General features: G+C 60.8%; 14 protein-coding genes and 1 pseudogene. 4 read left to right on the top strand and 11 right to left on the bottom strand.

All coding sequences use genetic code 11. The annotated features are described in order from the left end of the window. Positions 1 to 101, top strand: a pseudogene (locus ICY20_RS20885) (septum formation inhibitor Maf); the annotation flags it as partial. A gap of 133 nt (positions 102 to 234) precedes the next feature. On the opposite strand, the gene ICY20_RS20880 reads toward ICY20_RS20885, so the two are convergent. From ICY20_RS20880 to rluC, 3 genes are read right to left on the bottom strand one after another with little or no spacing between them, the layout of a single operon-like run. Then, positions 235 to 1,218 (bottom strand): S49 family peptidase, encoded by a 984-nt coding sequence (locus ICY20_RS20880; RefSeq protein ID WP_194938481.1) that lies wholly within the window; start codon positions 1,216 to 1,218, stop codon positions 235 to 237. Positions 1,219 to 1,239: 21 nt separating this feature from the next. Then, positions 1,240 to 1,902: an HAD-IA family hydrolase gene (locus ICY20_RS20875; RefSeq protein WP_159961396.1), complete on the bottom strand. Its 663-nt coding sequence runs from the start codon at positions 1,900 to 1,902 to the stop codon at positions 1,240 to 1,242. Further along, on the bottom strand, positions 1,889 to 2,848 hold the full coding sequence (rluC, locus tag ICY20_RS20870) for a 23S rRNA pseudouridine(955/2504/2580) synthase RluC (protein ID WP_015885439.1): 960 nt from the start codon (positions 2,846 to 2,848) through the stop codon (positions 1,889 to 1,891). Before rluC ends, ICY20_RS20875 begins: the two co-directional genes overlap by 14 nt. A 759-nt stretch (positions 2,849 to 3,607) precedes the next feature. On the opposite strand from rluC, the gene rne reads away from it, so the two are divergent. Then, complete coding sequence (gene rne, locus ICY20_RS20865; protein ID WP_159961394.1) at positions 3,608 to 6,748, top strand: ribonuclease E; 3,141 nt, start codon at positions 3,608 to 3,610, stop codon at positions 6,746 to 6,748. Positions 6,749 to 6,923: 175 nt separating this feature from the next. On the opposite strand, the gene ICY20_RS20860 is transcribed toward rne, so the two are convergent. From ICY20_RS20860 to ICY20_RS20850, 3 genes are all read right to left on the bottom strand, one after another. Next, entirely contained in the window at positions 6,924 to 7,514 is a 591-nt protein-coding gene (locus ICY20_RS20860) for a nucleotidyltransferase family protein (protein ID WP_159961392.1), read from the bottom strand. Beyond that, complete coding sequence (locus tag ICY20_RS20855; RefSeq protein WP_194938480.1) at positions 7,511 to 8,464, bottom strand: XdhC family protein; 954 nt, start codon at positions 8,462 to 8,464, stop codon at positions 7,511 to 7,513. Before ICY20_RS20855 ends, ICY20_RS20860 begins: the two co-directional genes overlap by 4 nt. A 134-nt stretch (positions 8,465 to 8,598) precedes the next feature. Next, complete coding sequence (locus ICY20_RS20850; protein ID WP_159961388.1) at positions 8,599 to 9,930, bottom strand: dicarboxylate/amino acid:cation symporter; 1,332 nt, start codon at positions 9,928 to 9,930, stop codon at positions 8,599 to 8,601. Between the two features lie 339 nt (positions 9,931 to 10,269). On the opposite strand from ICY20_RS20850, the gene ICY20_RS20845 reads away from it, so the two are divergent. Beyond that, entirely contained in the window at positions 10,270 to 11,268 is a 999-nt protein-coding gene (locus ICY20_RS20845; protein WP_194938479.1) for an AraC family transcriptional regulator, read from the top strand. 139 nt (positions 11,269 to 11,407) lie between these two features. On the opposite strand, the gene ICY20_RS20840 is transcribed toward ICY20_RS20845, so the two are convergent. The 3 genes from ICY20_RS20840 to ICY20_RS20830 are packed head-to-tail and all read right to left on the bottom strand — an operon-like array spanning position 11,408 to position 13,755. Next, the gene (locus ICY20_RS20840; RefSeq protein ID WP_159961384.1) at positions 11,408 to 12,754 is read right to left on the bottom strand and encodes an ATP-binding protein; all 1,347 of its coding nucleotides are present in this window, start codon (positions 12,752 to 12,754) and stop codon (positions 11,408 to 11,410) included. After that, positions 12,751 to 13,428, bottom strand: coding sequence for a response regulator (locus ICY20_RS20835; RefSeq protein ID WP_159961382.1), 678 nt, complete (start codon positions 13,426 to 13,428; stop codon positions 12,751 to 12,753). Before ICY20_RS20835 ends, ICY20_RS20840 begins: the two co-directional genes overlap by 4 nt. An 18-nt stretch (positions 13,429 to 13,446) precedes the next feature. Next, the gene (locus ICY20_RS20830; protein WP_159961380.1) at positions 13,447 to 13,755 is read right to left on the bottom strand and encodes a hypothetical protein; all 309 of its coding nucleotides are present in this window, start codon (positions 13,753 to 13,755) and stop codon (positions 13,447 to 13,449) included. A 114-nt stretch (positions 13,756 to 13,869) separates the two neighbouring features. Here ICY20_RS20830 and ICY20_RS20825 point away from each other — a divergent pair, with 114 nt between their 5' ends. Continuing rightward, positions 13,870 to 14,586 (top strand): 4'-phosphopantetheinyl transferase family protein, encoded by a 717-nt coding sequence (locus ICY20_RS20825; protein WP_159961378.1) that lies wholly within the window; start codon positions 13,870 to 13,872, stop codon positions 14,584 to 14,586. A 113-nt stretch (positions 14,587 to 14,699) separates the two neighbouring features. Here the strand turns inward: ICY20_RS20825 and ICY20_RS20820 are convergent, their stop codons facing one another. Together ICY20_RS20820 and ICY20_RS20815 are read right to left on the bottom strand one after the other, a co-directional pair. Next, positions 14,700 to 16,310: an ATP-binding protein gene (locus tag ICY20_RS20820; protein ID WP_159961376.1), complete on the bottom strand. Its 1,611-nt coding sequence runs from the start codon at positions 16,308 to 16,310 to the stop codon at positions 14,700 to 14,702. Beyond that, positions 16,307 to 17,032 carry a response regulator gene (locus tag ICY20_RS20815; RefSeq protein ID WP_159961374.1) on the bottom strand — a complete coding sequence of 242 codons (726 nt, stop codon included), beginning with the start codon at positions 17,030 to 17,032 and terminating at the stop codon, positions 16,307 to 16,309. The genes ICY20_RS20820 and ICY20_RS20815 overlap by 4 nt, the downstream gene beginning before the upstream one ends. Positions 17,033 to 17,152 lie beyond the last annotated feature (120 nt).

Below are 17,152 nucleotides of genomic sequence, written 5' to 3'. Positions count from 1 at the left end.
TGTTCCAGAGCACGGAAGGGCCGGATGCCACCAGCCTGGTGGGTTTGCCGCTGATCCGACTGGTGGACATGCTTCTGTCCGAAGGCGTGCAAATCCCTTAAAGCACACCGAAAACCAAATGTGGGAGGGGGCTTGCCCCCGATGACGGTGGATCAGCCAGCTCACCTGTAGCTGACACACCGCAATCGGGGGCAAGCCCCCTCCCACATTTTGATCTACATCAGGCTCAAGATCTCAGCGCAGCGCCGGGCCTTGGAAACCCATATACAGCGCCAACTTCTCCGCCACACTGGCACCCAGTTTCTTGGAGAACCGGTCAAACGGCGATTCCTGCACGGTGAAGTCCACCAACTCTTTCTCGCCGATCACATCCCGCGCCACCAGGCTTGCACTGCCCAGACCATCGATCAGCCCCAGCGGCAACGCCTGCTCGCCCGACCACACCAAACCGGAAAACAACTCTGGGTGATCCTTGTCCTTCAGACGATCCCCACGCCCCTGCTTCACGCTGGCGATGAACTGGCGGTGGGTCGTATCGAGCACGCCCTGCCAGAAAGCGGTTTCATCAGCCTTTTGCGGCTGGAACGGGTCAAGGAATGACTTGTGCTCACCCGAGGTGTAGGTACGACGCTCCACCCCCAGCTTCTCCATGGCACCGACAAACCCGTAGCCAGCAGCAGTCACACCAATGGAGCCCACCAGGCTGGCCTTGTCGGCATAGATCTGGTCAGCGGCGCTGGCAATGTAATAAGCACCCGAGGCACCCAGGTCGGAAATCACCGCATACAGCTTGGTATCCGGATGCAGGCCACGCAGACGACGAATCTCGTCATACACATAACCCGATTGCACCGGGCTGCCACCTGGGCTGTTGATGCGCAGGATCACGCCTTTGACCTTGGGGTCTTCAAACGCAGCGCGCAGGCTGCTGACGATGTTATCGGCGCTAGCGGGCTCTTTGTCGGCGATTACGCCGCGCACTTCGATCAGCGCGGTGTAATTGGCGCTGCGGGTCGCGCTTTTTTCCATGTCCATCAATGGGCTGAACAGTGCCAGCATGATCAACAGGTAAGTGAAGGTCAGCAGTTTGAAGAAAATCCCCCAACGCCGTGAACGACGCTGCTCCTGGACGCTGGCCAGGAGGGTCTTCTCCAGCAGCTTCCAGCTTTTGTCATCACCGCCTTCAGCCTTTTCGGGCGCTTTCCACTCGTCACTCATGCCATTAACCCCAACAAAGACTTATAAGGCCCGGCCAAGCCAGGCCTGCAATTCGGAAAAATGATCGATCGTCACGCGCGGCTCATATTGCTGCAACGCCTCGGCGGACTGGGCGCCATAGCTGACTGCCACGCTGTCCATGCCAGCATTGCGCGCCATCATCAGGTCAAAGGAAGCGTCCCCTACCATCAACGCCTGGCGAGGCGACACGCCGCAATGGGCCATGATCTGCTCAAGCATCAGAGGGTGCGGCTTGCTGGCGGTTTCATCGGCGGCACGGGTAATGTCGAAATAATCTTCCCAGCCGTGCGCCTTGAGCACCCGATCCAGGCCACGACGGGCCTTGCCGGTAGCAACGGCCAGGCGATACCCCTCGGCACGGAAGGCGTCCAGGGCCTGCACAACCCCTTCAAACAACGGCGAAGGCGTCGCCTCCAGGGCGATGTAGTGGTCGGCGTAGTGATCACGGTAGGTGACCAGCTCGGCATCGCTGATCTCGGGGTACAGGGTGCGAATCGCCTCAGGCAAACCCAGGCCGATAATCCCCTTGACCGCGTGATCGGTGCACAGCGCGTAACCCGAACGGGTCGACGCGGCGTGCATCGACTCAACAATCCGGCCAATGGAGTTGGCCAGGGTGCCGTCCCAATCGAAAATCAGCAGCTTGTAATCAAGGTGCGACACTCAAACGCTCCACGGTCTTGGCCCACATCTCATCGACCGGGGCCTGCAACTTCAATTCGCCGCCATCGGGCAGCGGCACGGTGAGCATGTAGGCGTGCAAGAACAGACGCTTGCCGCCCAGATCGCGGATTTCCTTGGAGAAACCCTCATCGCCATACTTGGTATCGCCGGCAATGCAGTGGCCCGCATGCAACGTGTGCACACGAATCTGATGGGTACGCCCGGTGACCGGTTTGGCCTCGACCATGGTGGCGAAGTCGCCGAAGCGGCGCAGTACCTTGAACAGGGTCAGGGCTTCTTTGCCCTCCTCGTCCACTTCCACCATGCGCTCGCCAGAACGCAGGTTGCTCTTCTGCAACGGCGCACGGACGCTCTTGATGGAACTGGCCCAGTTGCCGCGTACCAGCGCCATGTAGCGCTTGTCCACGCCGTCGCCACGCAAGGCGGTGTGCAAGTGACGCAACATGCTGCGTTTCTTGGCGATCATCAGCAGGCCGGAGGTGTCGCGATCAAGGCGATGGACCAGTTCCAGCTCCTTGGCATCCGGGCGCAACTGACGAAAGGCTTCGATCACGCCAAAGTTCAGGCCGCTGCCACCGTGAACCGCAATGCCGCACGGCTTGTTGATCACGATCAGCTTGTTGTCTTCGAAGACAATCGAGGCTTCCAGGCGCTGCAACAAGCCTTGGGCCAAAGGCACGGGCTCATCACGCTCAGGCACGCGAACCGGCGGCACACGAACGATATCGCCCGCCTGCAACTTGTACTCGGGCTTGATCCGGCCCTTGTTCACCCGCACTTCACCTTTACGCAAGATGCGGTAAATCAAGGTCTTGGGCACGCCTTTGAGCCTGGCCAGGAGAAAATTATCGATGCGTTGGCCGGCATATTCCGGCGAGACCTCAAGCAGCTGGACGCTGGGGGTCTGGGGGGCGGTAGTCGTCATGGCGGCGATGATAACAATTTTTTATGGAATTGAAGCACTTAATCATTGCTGCTATAGTCGCGAACGCCGCCAAAAGCGGCCTGGCCAGAGGACATGCGGCACACAGCCGGCCCTGACCATCGCAATTCATCAGGACGCGAGGCCGTCCTACGGGGCTTTCGCCACCTTGGAAGGCTCAGGATTGTAACGAGCGCAGGTGACATGAGGCCTGAAGCGAGTGCAAAAAGCAGAGTGAATACTCGCGTTTTGCGCCGATATTTACGGCCAGTTCACAAAGTGCAGTCAGTCTTGAGCCAGACCATGGCGAATGCTTCGGAAACAACGCCTGTTAAGAGCTGAGTGCGAGCGCAGTCGCCCACACTCAGTCTTGTTTAGCCATGAGCGTGCTCTCCCCATTGGAGAACACGGTAAATGCCAACCCGCTGCGGATTCTGCGCGCGGCAGCACCCGAATTATCAGGGATACGTGTAGGGTGGAGATGCACAACCGTCGGACCGTGTAGCACTAGGCTTATATTTAGACGCTTCATCTCGTCCACAGTCGCCGGTTGATTCCTCCTCCTGACCTTAGCTTTTGTTGAAGTGGTGCCTTTGTCACCACCGCTAACAAGCAGGACGCGTCCGTCGCGATACCGGCCCAATTGGCTTGTATTTGCTGGACACTGGAGTGGCCAACCACTCTTGACGCACCTGACACCGACCGTGAGAAGTCGTGTGTGCCGAACGCCGTTTCCGGCAGCCCGGAAACCGACGGTACAACATGAAAAGAATGCTGATTAACGCAACTCAACCCGAAGAGTTGCGTGTTGCACTGGTAGATGGCCAGCGCCTTTACGATCTGGACATCGAGTCCGGTGCACGCGAGCAGAAAAAAGCCAACATCTATAAAGGCAAGATCACTCGCATCGAACCAAGCCTTGAGGCTGCCTTTGTCGATTTCGGCTCCGAGCGCCACGGCTTCCTGCCCCTCAAAGAAATCTCCCGCGAATACTTCAAGAAAGCCCCTGAAGGCCGCGTGAACATCAAGGACGTCCTGAGCGAAGGCCAGGAAGTCATCGTTCAGGTCGAAAAAGAAGAACGTGGCAACAAGGGCGCAGCCCTGACCACCTTCATCAGCCTGGCTGGCCGTTACCTGGTGCTGATGCCAAACAACCCACGTGCCGGCGGTATTTCCCGTCGCATCGAAGGCGAAGAGCGCAACGAACTGCGTGAAGCGCTGAACGGCCTGATCGCACCGGCTGACATGGGCCTGATCGTTCGTACTGCTGGCCTGGGCCGCAGCAGCGAAGAAATGCAGTGGGACCTCGACTACCTGCTGCAACTGTGGACCGCCATCAAAGAGGCCTCCCTGGATCGTTCCGCGCCGTTCCTGATCTATCAGGAAAGCAACGTGATCATCCGCGCCATCCGCGACTACCTGCGCCAGGACATCGGCGAAGTGCTGATCGACAGCGTTGAAGCCCAGGACGAAGCCCTGACCTTCATCCGCCAGGTGATGCCGCAGTACGCCAGCAAGATCAAGCTGTACGAAGACAGCGTGCCGCTGTTCAACCGTTTCCAGATCGAAAGCCAGATCGAGACCGCCTTCCAGCGCGTGGTCGAACTGCCTTCCGGTGGTTCCATCGTGATCGACCCGACCGAAGCCCTGGTGTCTATCGACATCAACTCGGCGCGCGCCACGAAAGGTAGCGACATCGAAGAAACCGCCCTGCAGACCAACCTGGAAGCGGCTGAAGAAATCGCCCGCCAGCTGCGCCTGCGTGATATCGGCGGCCTGATCGTGATCGACTTCATCGACATGACCCCTGCCAAGAACCAGCGCGCCGTGGAAGAGAAAGTCCGCGAGTGCCTGGAAGCTGACCGTGCCCGCGTGCAAGTTGGCCGCATCTCGCGCTTCGGCCTGCTGGAAATGTCCCGTCAGCGCCTGCGTCCATCCCTGGGCGAAAGCAGCGGCATCGTCTGCCCGCGTTGCAACGGCACCGGCATCATCCGTGACGTTGAATCGCTGTCGCTGGCGATCCTGCGCCTGATCGAAGAAGAAGCCCTGAAAGACCGCACCGCTGAAGTCCGCGCGCAAGTGCCGATCCCGGTTGCAGCCTTCCTGCTCAACGAAAAACGCAACTCGATCACCAAGATCGAACTGCGCACCCGTGCCCGTATCGTGATCCTGCCGAACGATCACCTCGAGACGCCGCACTTCGAAGTACAGCGCCTGCGTGATGACAGCCCGGAAGCCCATAGCGGCCAGTCCAGCTACGAAATCGCTGCTGCCGCTGCCGAAGTGGAAGAAGTCCAGCCAGCCGCCGCGACCCGCACCCTGGTTCGCCAGGAAGCTGCCGTGAAGACCGCGCCGGCCCGTGCCAACGCACCGGTTCCGACCGAAGTTGCAGCGCCAGTTGCCGCCCCGGCCGCCCTGCCTGAGCCAAGCCTGTTCAAGGGCCTGGTGAAGTCGCTGGTCAGCCTGTTCGCTACCAAGGAAGAGCCTGCTGCTCCGGTTGTGGTTGAAAAACCTGCCACCGAACGCCCGGCACGTAACGAAGAGCGTCGCAACGGTCGCCAGCAGAGCCGCAACCGTAACGGTCGCCGTGATGAAGAACGCAAGCCGCGCGAAGAGCGTGCCCCACGTGAAGAACGCGCACCGCGTGAAGAACGTGCACCTCGCGAAGCCCGTGAAGAAACCCCGGCCGTAGCCCGCGAAGAACGTGCACCGCGTGAAGAACGCGCACCACGTGCTCCACGTGCACCGCGTGAAGATCGCAAACCGCGCGGCGAACGTGAAGAACGCGTGCGTGAACTGCGCGAGCCATTGGACGCAGCGCCTGCTGTTGCCGGTGCCGCCGTTGTTGCTGAAGAACGCCCGGCTCGCCAGCCGCGTGAAGAGCGTGCACCGCGTGAGGAGCGTCAACCACGCGCCCCGCGTGAAGAACGCCAACCACGTGCCGAGCAAGCCGCTGCCGCCGGCGATGAAGAAGAAGTGCTGACCGCTGAAGAGCAACTGCAGGAAGACGGTCAGGACGGCGCCGAAGGCGATCGCCCACGTCGCCGCTCCCGTGGCCAGCGTCGTCGCAGCAACCGTCGTGAGCGTCAACGCGATGCCAACGGCAACGTGATCGAAGGCTCGGAAGAGACCGGCGAAAACGCAGAAGCCGCAACCGACGAACCGACTGGCGCCGAACTGGCTGCCGGCCTGGCCGTTACCGCCGCCGTTGCCAGCTCGGTCATCAGCGCTCCTGCGCAAGCCCAGGCTCACGAGCAAGCTGAACGTGCTACCGCTGCCGTCGAAGAAACCGCTGCTGTGCAAACACCTGTTGCCGAGACGCCAGTCGTTGAAGCAGTCGTTGTTGAAGCACCAGCCGTTGAAGCACCGGTGGTTGAAGCCCCTGCTGTAGAAGCCATCACCCCAATCGAAGCGCCGGTTGTTCCGGAAGTGGAAGTTGCCCAGGTTCAAGAAGCCCAGCCAGAAGTTGAAGTGGCCGCCATTGAGCCTGCACCGGTGGTAGCGCCTGAGCCCGTGGTTGAAACTCAGGTTGTTGAAGCAGCTCCAGAAGTGCGTGAAGTTCGTGAAGAACAAACCGCTTTCCAATGGACTGCCGAGCCAGCCGCTCCGGTTGAAGCACCAGCACCTACCCCTGTCGTCGAAGAAGCGCCAGCACCGGTTGCCGAAGTGATTGTTGCCGAACCAACCCCAGTGGTTGAACCAGCCCCAATCGTCGAGCCTGCGCCAGTGGTTGAAGCACCGGTTGTTGCCGAAGTGGCTGCGCCCGTGGTTGAAGCCGCACCGGCCAGCGCCCTGACCGAAAACGGCCGTGCACCGAATGACCCACGTGAAGTGCGTCGTCGTCGCAAGGAAGCCGAAGCTGCCGCAGCCGCCGCTGCACAGGAAGCTGAAGCACGAGACTAAACCCCTCGCGCAGCAACTAAAAAGCCCCGCCTGAGTGATCAGGCGGGGCTTTTTTATGCATTCTGAAAAATGCCGCAGTTCCCATGTGGGAGGGGGCTTGCTCCCGATAGCAGAGTATCAGTTGGCGCATATTTCAACTGACCCGCCGCTATCGGGAGCAAGCCCCCTCCCACATTTAGTCCTGCTTGAAGTCCAAGGAATGTGGCAGGTCGATATCCCACAGCACACCGGGATCATCAACTACGACCTCACTCACCACCGCCTGAGCGAACAACGGCTTGGCTCCACGATCACCGGTCAACGCCATCAGCCGAGCCCCAAAAGCCTGGCCAAACGCCACCGGATGCCCATACTGCCCCTCCTGCACCGGCGCACTGATGCCATCCTCGCTCAACCCCTCAATCACCCGTTCAATACTCGACAACCGAATAAACGGCATATCCCCCAGCACCACCAACCAGCCATCTGCCGGACCACTGGCCGCCACCGCCGCCGCGAGGCTGTCACCCATCCCGGCCGAGCGCAGCAGCAAAACTTCACATCCATATTCCCGAGCCAGACGAATGACCGTCGTACGCTCCGGCGACGTCACCAGCCAGCGCCTTGTAACGCCCGTAGGCAAATTCCTTAGCACCTGCTCAATCACTGGCCGCGCCACACCATCCAGGCCTACGCACTCGGCCAGCAGTTTGTCCTGATCAGCCCCTGCTTCAGCACGAAAGCGACTGCCCTGCCCCGCCGCCAGCACAATCGCCGCCACATTCACTGCGCCACACCATTTTTGATCGCAACAATTTCTGCCATCAATGACAAGGCAATTTCCGCCGGGGTGTGGCTACCGATATGCAAACCAATCGGCCCGTGCAAACGCGCAATCGCTTCCGGCGACAACTCCAGCGCTGCCAGGGTCTCCCGGCGTTTCTGACTGTTAACCCGCGAACCCAGCGCGCCGATATAGAACGCCGACGAATTCAACGCCGTCAGTAACGCCATATCATCCAGGCGCGGGTCGTGGGTCAGGCAGACGATGGCCGTGCGTTCGTCGGTCTGGATATTCAGCACCGCCTCATCGGGCATGCCCGGCACAAACCGGCCGTGCTGTTCTTCCCAGCCGTAGACGAACTCTAGGCGCGGGTCGCAGATCAACACTTCGAAATCCAACAAGCGCGCCATTTCTGCCACGTAGCGTGACAACTGCCCGGCACCGATCAATAGCAGGCGCCAGCGCGGCCCATAGATCGCCCGCAGGCGTTCGCCGTCGAAGGTGACCACATCATCCTTGCTGGCTGCGCTTAACGTGACTGCTCCGCTGGCCAGGTCCAACTCACGCGCGACGATCTGATGATCTTCACAGCGTGCCAGCAGTTGCGACACCCACTCCCAATCGTCGACCCGCTCTTCTGTCAGGCGCAGAGTACCGCCGCACGGCAAGCCGAACCGCGCCGCCTCATCGCGGGTAACGCCATAGGTCACCAGCTGCACCGGCGGCCCGTCTTCAGGCAGCCGACCGTCGTGCAGGCGGGCGATCAAGTCGTCCTCGATGCAACCACCTGACACCGAGCCAATCACCACCCCATCGCCACGCAAGGCCAGCATCGCCCCCGGCGGGCGTGGCGCGCTACCCCAGGTCTGGACCACGCTGTACAACACCACTCGCTGCCCGGCGCGGCGCCATTCGAGCACGCTGCGCAGGACATTCAGATCCACACTGTCCACAAGACCTCCTGCAAGCGTTTCCACCCATAGCCGATTCACTCACTGTAAAACAAAAGATCGCCAGAAACGCAAACGCCCCGAACAAGTCGGGGCGTTTGTGAGTTGCTGTGGCGTCAGTTCACGCCATCAGCGTCTTACTTGACAGCCGGTGCAGGGCCTTCAGCCACACCCAGGTCGTCGATTTCGCGGGTTTCCGAGATACCGGTACCGCCAGACGCCAGCTCGCTTTGCAGCTTGTCGGTGTCCAGTTCCTTGACCCACTTGGCCACAACGATGGTAGCAACGGCGTTGCCCACCAGGTTGGTCAGTGCGCGGGCTTCGGACATGAAGCGGTCGATACCCAGGATCAGCGCCAGGCCGGCAACCGGCAGGTGGCCTACGGCCGACAGGGTGGCAGCCAGTACGATAAAGCCCGAACCGGTCACGCCTGCGGCGCCTTTGGAGGACAGCAGCAGCACCAGCAGCAGGGTGATCTGGTGGGTGATGTCCATGTGTGTGTCGGTCGCCTGAGCGATGAACACGGCAGCCATGGTCAGGTAGATCGAAGTACCGTCGAGGTTGAAGGAGTAGCCGGTTGGGATCACCAGGCCTACTACGGATTTCTTCGCGCCCAGACGCTCCATCTTGATCAGCATGCGTGGCAGTGCGGATTCGGAGGAAGAAGTACCCAGAACGATCAGCAGCTCTTCACGGATGTAGCGGATCAGCTTGATCACGCTGAAGCCGTGAGCGCGGCAGATACCGCCCAATACCACCAGTACGAACAGCAGGCAGGTGATGTAGAAGCAGATCATCAACTGGCCCAGTTGCACCAGGGAACCTACACCGTAGGCGCCGATGGTGAACGCCATGGCACCCAGGGCACCGATTGGCGCGAGCTTCATGATCATGTTGATGATGTTGAACATCACGTGGGCGAAGCGATCGATGAAGTCCAGTACCGGCTTGCCGTAGGCACCCAGGCGGTGCAGGGCGAAACCGAAGATCACCGAGAACATCAGCACTTGCAGGATGTCGCCGTTGGCGAAAGCGCCGACGATGGTGTTCGGGATAACGTTGAGGATAAAGCCAACGATGCTCTGGTCTTTACCGGCAGTCACGTAGGCCGCGACTTTAGAGGCGTCCAGGGTGGCTACGTCGATGTGCATGCCGGCGCCCGGTTGCACAACGTTGACCACGATCAGGCCGATCAGCAGCGCGACAGTGGAAACGATTTCGAAGTACAGCAGCGCGTAGCCGCCGGTTTTGCCGACCGATTTCATACTCTGCATGCCAGCGATACCGCTGACAACGGTGCAGAAGATGATCGGGGCAATGACCATTTTGATCAGCTTGATAAAGCCGTCACCCAGTGGCTTGAGAGCCACGCCGGTCTGCGGGTAAAAGTGACCGAGCAAAATACCGATAACAATTGCGACGATCACCTGGAAATACAGGGTTTTGTAGAATGGCTGACGAGTCGTCATTGCAAAATTCCTCAATCGTCCCGTGTGGCAAAGATCCGCCATTGCCCACGACACTTCAATTGCGAACCCTCCTGCACTGGAGGGATTTGTTGTTTGCGAGACCTATGGAAACCGGCCTGCGCTGTAGTCCTTATCGCAAACGCCGTGCCACTTTGCTGAAAAACCCTACAGGCCTTTAGGCATCAGGCCTCAAGGTTTCGAAGCGCCTTTCAGCGCGCCAATCGAGGTGGCGGATATCCGCCCACTCACCCAATCCCGTCCTACAATTTGGCGGATATCCGCCTTGTCGCCCTGCCCGGTGGTGACTACCATTCGCCACTTCATGGACGAGGGCTCCGCATGCGTGAACGTACCATCGCCAGCCACTACGCCCGTGCTGCCCTCGGCGGTGCGCGTCGGGCGGGCTATGACTCTTCAGGCTTGCTGCAACAGTTGGGAATCACCCCAGAGCTGTTGAGCGAACCGCGCGCCCGCATCGCACCGGAGCAATTTACCCGGCTGTTGCAGATGCTCTGGCTGGCACTGGACGATGAATACCTGGGGTTCGCCGAGGCCCGAAGCAAACGTGGCACCTTCGCCATGATGTGCCACGCGCTGATCCACTGCCGCACCCTGGAGAAGGCTCTGGAACGCGGCTTATTGTTTTATAGCTTATTCCCGCAAGGCCCGCGCTGGCAGCTGACAAGAGAGGGCGATATGGCCCGCTTGAGCCTGGACGATTCCCAACTCTGGGACCCGGATCACTTTCTCAGCGAGTGCCTGCTGGTGATCTGGCATCGCCTCGGCAGTTGGCTGATCGGCCAGCGCATTCGTCTGCACCAAGCCAGCTTCAGCTACCCGATGCCGGCCCATGCTGGCGAATACGACCTGCTATTCCCCTGCCCCCAGGTGTTCGGCGCACCGAACAGCAGCCTGGTGTTCCCCGCCCGCTACCTGAGCCTGCCGCTGCTGCAGGACGAACGCACCCTCAAGCACTTTCTGCAACGCTCACCCGCCGACCTGTTGTCTCGACCGGATGAAGGCGACAGCCTGAGCAGCCAATTGCGTCGCCTGCTAAGCCGTGACCGCACGCCCTGGCCCGATCTGGAGGCTGTGGCCAAGCACCTGCACATCAGCCCGCAGACCCTGCGCCGGCACCTGCGGGAGGAAGGCACCAGTTTTCAAGCGCTCAAGGACGAGCTGCGGCGGGACATCGCCATTTATCATTTGGGCCGGGGGAATTTGGCGTTGCAGGAGATTGCCGAGCAGTTGGGGTTTTCTGAGCCGTCGGCGTTTCATCGGGCGTTCAAGAAGTGGACGGGGGTGACGCCCGGGGCTTACAGGGCACAAGAAAGTTAGAGATGCTGTGAATGTGCTGGCCTCATCGGGGGCAAGCCCCCTCCCACATTTTGATCGGGTTCACACCTATTTTGACGTGTGAACCCATTCAGTGTGGGAGGGGGCTTGCCCCCGATAAGGCCAGTACAGCCAATAGAGATCACAAGGCCGGAAAGTGAATCTTGAACGCCGCCCCACCCAATGGCGAATCCCCCAAGGTCAGCCGCGCCCCGTAGCTTTCGATAATGTCCTTGACCACCGCCAGCCCGATCCCCTGCCCCGGATGCTGACGGTCCAACCGCTCGCCCCTTTGCAAAATGCGCGCACGCTGGTCCGGTGGCACACCTGGGCCGTCATCTTCGATACACAGTTCAGTGCCTTCAAGGCTTTCACTCAGGCTGATGCGAACCTCGCTCAGGCACAGGCGATAGGCGTTTTCCAACAAGTTACCGAGCATTTCCAGCAACGCGCCCTTCTCGATAGGCACATCGCACTTTGGCGGCAATTCAAAGGTCACGGTGACGCGCTTGTCGCGGTAGACCTTGTCCAGCGTGTCGCACAGGCTTTGCAGCACAGGTTCCAAGCGTACCTGGTGGCGCACCAGGCCGCTTTTGCGCAGGCTGGCGCGCTGCAACTGATAGCTGATCTGCTGGCTCATGCGCTCGATCTGCGATTGCAGCACCCAGGCCTGGTCGCGGTCTTCGGGGCGCTGGGCCATGTCTTCGCTCACGCCTTGCAACACCGCGAGCGGGGTTTTCAGGCTATGGGCCAGGTCGTCGAGGGAATCGCGGTAGCGCGCCCGTTGCTCGCGTTCACTGGCCAACAGGCGGTTGAGGGAACCCGTGAGGCGCAGCAGTTCGCGGGGGTGTTGCTCGGTGAGGCTTTCGCGGGTGCCACCTTCGATCTGGTCCAACTCCTGGCTCAGGCGTCGCAGGGCTTGCAGGCCCCAAGTCAGGCCCAGCCACAGCAAGGTCAGCAGCACCAACAAGGCCGCGCCGAAGCCCAGGTAGAGGTTCTCGCGCAAGCCTTCGAGGGTCAGCTGGTATTCGCGCACCGGTTGCAGAGCGACGATACTGAACGCCGCGCTCTTGCCTCCCAGCAGCTTGACCTCGACGTCATAGACGAAGAACTCCTGACCGTTGGCCTCGCGAATCCGTGCGAACTCATTACCGCGCCCGTCGTAACGCGGTTTGTAGTTGATGTTTTCTTCTTTGGTTGCCCGCGAGCGCCACACCAGGCGGCCCTCGCGATCGTAGATATAGCCCAGCAGTCGGCTGTCGGCGAGGTTGAAACGCTCATCCGGTAATTGCGCCGGCATCTGCAGGCGGTTGTTTTCTACCCGCGCCGCCGAAATCAACGTGGTGACGTCCGACGCCAGCCGTTGCTCGATGGAGTCCTGCAACGCCAGGCTGAAAGCGCCTTGCATCGCCGGTAACAGACCGAGCATAAACAGCACGGCCAAGGTGGCGGCCGCCAGCATCAAGCGCACGCGCAGCGAGCGAATCAACGGCAGCGCTCATTGAACAGGTAACCCAGGCCGCGCACAGTGTCGATTGGCTTAAACCCGGCGGGGCCTTCCAGTTTGCGGCGCAGACGGCCTACCAACACTTCGATGACATTCGGGTCGCGCTCGTCGTCGTCGGGGTAGAGCTGTTCCATCAAGCGATCCTTCGCGACCACTTGCTGGTGATGGCGCATCAGGTATTCGAGGATGCGGTATTCGTAGGCCGTCAGTGCCAGCGGTTGCTCGTCGAGGGAGGCTTGTTTGCGATTGAGGTCCAGCAGCAAAGGCCCGGCCACGATGGTCGATTGGGTAAAGCCGCTGGAACGGCGCAACAGAGCGTTCATCCGCGCCTCCAGCTCTTCGAACTGGAACGGTTTGACCACGTAATCGTCGGCGCCGGCGGCCAGGCCTTCGACCTTGTCCTGCCAGTTGCCGCGCGCGGTGAGGATCAGGATCGGAAACGTCTTGGCCTGGCTGCGCAGTTGGCGGATCAGGTCCAGCCCACCCATGCCGGGCAGGCCCAGGTCGATGATCGCCAGGTCGTGGTTGAATTGACCCGTCTGGTACAGCGCCTCTTCGGCATTGGCCACGGCCTCGACCACATGCCCGCTGTCGGTCAGGCGGGTATACAGGTGATGACGCAGCAGCGCCTCATCTTCCACCACCAGCAATTTCATAAGGCTCTCCAAAGCAAATCAACTGTCCGACAGGGGGATATCATAGCGGCCCTGCAAATCTTGCTGGCGTAATTTAATACCGTTGTACTGGCCCGTCAGGTGTTCATAACCGGCGCGGTAGGCGGGTTGCGGGGCTGTAAAGCCCAAAGACTGGCCCCAGGGCGTCGATGGGCTGCCGGCCTCTTCGAAACTGACACGCTGGATCAAGGTGCTGGATTTCTTGGTTTTTTGATTGCCGAAGGCAGCGAAATCACTATCGGACGCCTGGGCCCCAGCAGTAGCACTGAGCATGGTTAACGCCAACATCAGCTTTTTGATCGCAGTCATGGTGCTTGCCTCTACGCGTTTGGCTGTTGTGGCCAGACTACCCAGTTGCCCCTGAACTCCCCCTGAACAGTTGCGGGCTATCCTCTGGCACAGCAACTGGGCAAAATACCGCCCATGAATCCCCTACCCGCTTGCTGCACCCCACTCGATGCCCATTGGCCGTTGCCCGAACCCTTGCCGGGCACGGTGTTTCTCAGCACCCGTTTCGACCCGGCCTTACTAACAGCGGGTGATTTCCAGCGTTGCGCGGTACCGCCACCGGCCAGCATCCAGCGTTCGGTGGCCAAGCGTCAGGCAGAGTTCCTGGCCGGCCGTCTGTGTGCCCGCGCCGCCCTGCAACAACTTGACCAGCTTGATTGCATCCCCGCCATCGGCGAAGACCGTGCGCCCGTATGGCCCGGGCATATCAGCGGTTCGATCACCCACAGCACTGGGCATGCGGCTGCGATTGTCGGGCACAAGGCGCAGTGGCGTGGGCTGGGGATGGATTTGGAGAATGTGCTGAGCTTGGAGAGGGCGGAGCGGCTGGCGGGGGAGATTTTGACCGCGGATGAAATGCAGCGCCTAGCCTTGATACCGCGTGAGCAAATTGCGCTGTTGGTGACGTTGACGTTTTCGGTCAAGGAGAGCCTGTTCAAGGCGCTGTATCCGATCGTGCACAAGCGTTTCTATTTTGAACATGCCGAAGTGTTGGAGTGGTCTGAGACGGGGGCTGTGCGGTTGCGGCTGCTGACAGACCTTTCCAGCGAGTGGAACCATGGCACTGAGTTGGCTGGGCAGTTTGCGGTGAGTGGCGGGCAGTTGTTGAGCCTGGTAGCCATCAGCGCCTGAACTACCGCTATCGGGGGCAAGTCGAATCGTCGCACCGCCCCTCCCACAGTTGACTGCATTCCAACGTTGAAATGCAGTCGAATGTGGGAGCTGGCTTGCCTACGATAGCGGTGTCAGGGTTTCTCCTGATCCCGAGGCCAGCTCAGGCTAAAGCAAGCCCCGCCAAGGTTATTGCTCTTGCCAATCAACGCCCGCCCGCCATGCCAATGGACAATCCGCCGCACAATCGACAACCCCAGGCCATGCCCGCCGGAAGCACGGGTGCGGCTGTCGTCCAGACGCAGGAACGGCGTAAAGATCCGCTCCCAGGCACTTTCCGGCACGCCGGGGCCGTCATCTTCCACGTCGATGCGGCAACGCACCTGCCCCACCTGATAACTGATCAACACCTGCCCTTGAGCGTGACGCATCGCGTTGCTCACCAGGTTTTGCAGGGCGCGGTGCAGGTAGCGCGGTTCTGCGTCGACCCAAGCGTCATCCCAATGCGCCGACGACAGGCAGATACCACGGGCTACCGTGACCTGCGGGCGCAATGGCGACAACTCGTCGATCACTTGATCAAGCAGTGCATCGAGGTCAACCCGCTGAAAGTTCAGCGCCGGCGCGCCTTGCTCAAGGCGGGCGTAGGTGAGCATTTCGTCCACCAGGCCGTCGAGGTCCTGGATATCGCTGTCCATGCCGTCCATATATTTGTGTCGGGCTTCGGGGGTGGCGGCGCTGCCGATCATCTCCAGGCCGAAGCGCAGGCGCGCCACCGGGGTGCGCAGCTCGTGCGACACCGCACGCACCAGTTCGCGCTGGATCGCCAGCAATTGCTGCAAGTGCTCGGCCATGCCATTGAACGCCGCGGCCAGGCGCCCAACGGAGTCCGCGCCACGGGCCGGCACACGCACTTCGAGGTTGCCCTTGGCGATGCGCGTGGCGGCGGCTTCCAGGCCTTTGAGGCGCCGCTCCAGTTGACGCACCAGCAAATAGACGATCAGGCCAATCAGGGTCAGGCCGATCAGCGCGATCAGAATCAGCCATTGCGCCGGGTACGGGTTCATTTGAAACAGCGGGCCGATTTCCAGCACCCAGGGTGTGCCGACCATGCCGGCAAACACCCGGATCGAATCGCCGCCCTTGCCCAGAGCCATCACCGTGTCGCCTTCGGATACGCGGCGACGCTGGTCTTCATCCATGTCCGCCTGATCCAGGGTCATCAGGTGCATTTCGAAGCCAAAACCTTTGGCTTCCTTTATGTCTGCCAACCGTTGCGGTTGCTCGGCCACCGGGAAGCGCACCAGCTCATCGGCCAACAGGTAAATAGTGGCTCGGGCCAGTTGCTCGCTGATCTGCTGCACCTCTCCCGTGAGCACCAGTTGCTCTCTCTCACTGACCAAACGCAAGACGCGCGCCGCATGGGGCCCGGTCTGCTCCACCAGCACCTGGCCACGTTGCAGGCGGTTGCGCTGGCCAAGGTCCAACTGAGCGTCGCTCAGGGTGCGCAGCTCCAGGGGAATGCCCAGCAGGCGCTCCCACACCGCCAGGGCACGCTGGCGCTCGATAGGGCTCATGGGCTGAAGGTTGTCGCCCATCAAGGCGAAGGTGCCGTGGGCCAGGCGCTCGCGGTACTGGCCGCTGCGCACCTCGTTGAGCAGATGCAGGGCCAGCACCCCCAGCAGGGCCACCAGAATAAGCGCCGCACACATGCCGCCATAGATACGCAGGAAGATTGAATTCACAGCGGCATGTCGGCACAAGCTTCGGGGACGAACAGGTAGCCTTTGCTGCGGATGGTCTTGATCAGGCGCGGGTGGATAGGGTCGTCGCCGATCTTGGGGCGAATACGTGAAATGCGCACATCAATGGAGCGGTCCTGGCCGTCATAGCCGATACCGCGCAGGGCGATGAAGATTTCTTCGCGGGACAGAATGCGCCCCGCGTTCGCCACCAACAGCCACAACAGGTCGAATTCGGCGCTGGTCAGCTCGATACCGCCCTCGTGCAGCCAGGCTTCGCGCAGGGCGTTGTCTACCACCAGGGGGCCGAATTGCAGGCGGCGCAGGCTTTCTACGGCTGGCGCTTCGGCGGGCTCACTGCGCCGCAGCAAGGCCTGGATGCGCGCCAATAAGAGGCGCGGGCGCACGGGTTTGCACACGTAGTCGTCGGCGCCCAAGTCCAGTCCCTGCACCTGGTCCATGTCGTCGGTACGGGCGGTGAGCATCAGGATCACGCCGTCATAGCGTTCGCGCACCTTGCGGCAGATGCTCAGGCCGTCTTCGCCGGGCAGCATCAGGTCGAGGATGACCAGGTCTGGCTGCTCGGCGATGATGCGTGCGGCAGCCAACGCGCCGTCGCCTTCGATCGATACCCGCAGGCCATTGCTCTCCAGATAGTCGCGGGTCAACTCGGCGAGTCGCTGGTCGTCTTCAACAATCAATACCTGCCAGGCTTCTTGCTCCACGGGTGGTCCTCGTTGTTATTAGAAATTTTATTACCGGTGGAGATTCAAATGTGGGAGGGGGCTTGCCCCCGATGGCAGAGTGTCAGTCACTGCATTTGGAACAGATACACCGCTATCGGG

It is taken from the genome of Pseudomonas pisciculturae, assembly GCF_015461805.1.
Lineage (GTDB): Bacteria > Pseudomonadota > Gammaproteobacteria > Pseudomonadales > Pseudomonadaceae > Aquipseudomonas > Aquipseudomonas pisciculturae.
The sequence above is the reverse complement of the archived record's forward strand: the minus strand, read 5'-3'. Positions and strand labels throughout refer to the sequence as shown.

Excerpts from the sequence above, each read along its gene's own strand:
- ICY20_RS20880 (WP_194938481.1), bottom strand. The coding sequence starts at position 1,218 with ATGAGTGACGAGTGGAAAGCGCCCGAAAAGGCTGAAGGCGGTGATGAC.
- rluC (WP_015885439.1), bottom strand. The coding sequence starts at position 2,848 with ATGACGACTACCGCCCCCCAGACCCCCAGCGTCCAGCTGCTTGAGGTC.
- rne (WP_159961394.1), top strand. The coding sequence starts at position 3,608 with ATGAAAAGAATGCTGATTAACGCAACTCAACCCGAAGAGTTGCGTGTT.
- ICY20_RS20850 (WP_159961388.1), bottom strand. The coding sequence starts at position 9,930 with ATGACGACTCGTCAGCCATTCTACAAAACCCTGTATTTCCAGGTGATC.
- ICY20_RS20845 (WP_194938479.1), top strand. The coding sequence starts at position 10,270 with ATGCGTGAACGTACCATCGCCAGCCACTACGCCCGTGCTGCCCTCGGC.
- ICY20_RS20835 (WP_159961382.1), bottom strand. The coding sequence starts at position 13,428 with ATGAAATTGCTGGTGGTGGAAGATGAGGCGCTGCTGCGTCATCACCTG.
- ICY20_RS20830 (WP_159961380.1), bottom strand. The coding sequence starts at position 13,755 with ATGACTGCGATCAAAAAGCTGATGTTGGCGTTAACCATGCTCAGTGCT.
- ICY20_RS20825 (WP_159961378.1), top strand. The coding sequence starts at position 13,870 with ATGAATCCCCTACCCGCTTGCTGCACCCCACTCGATGCCCATTGGCCG.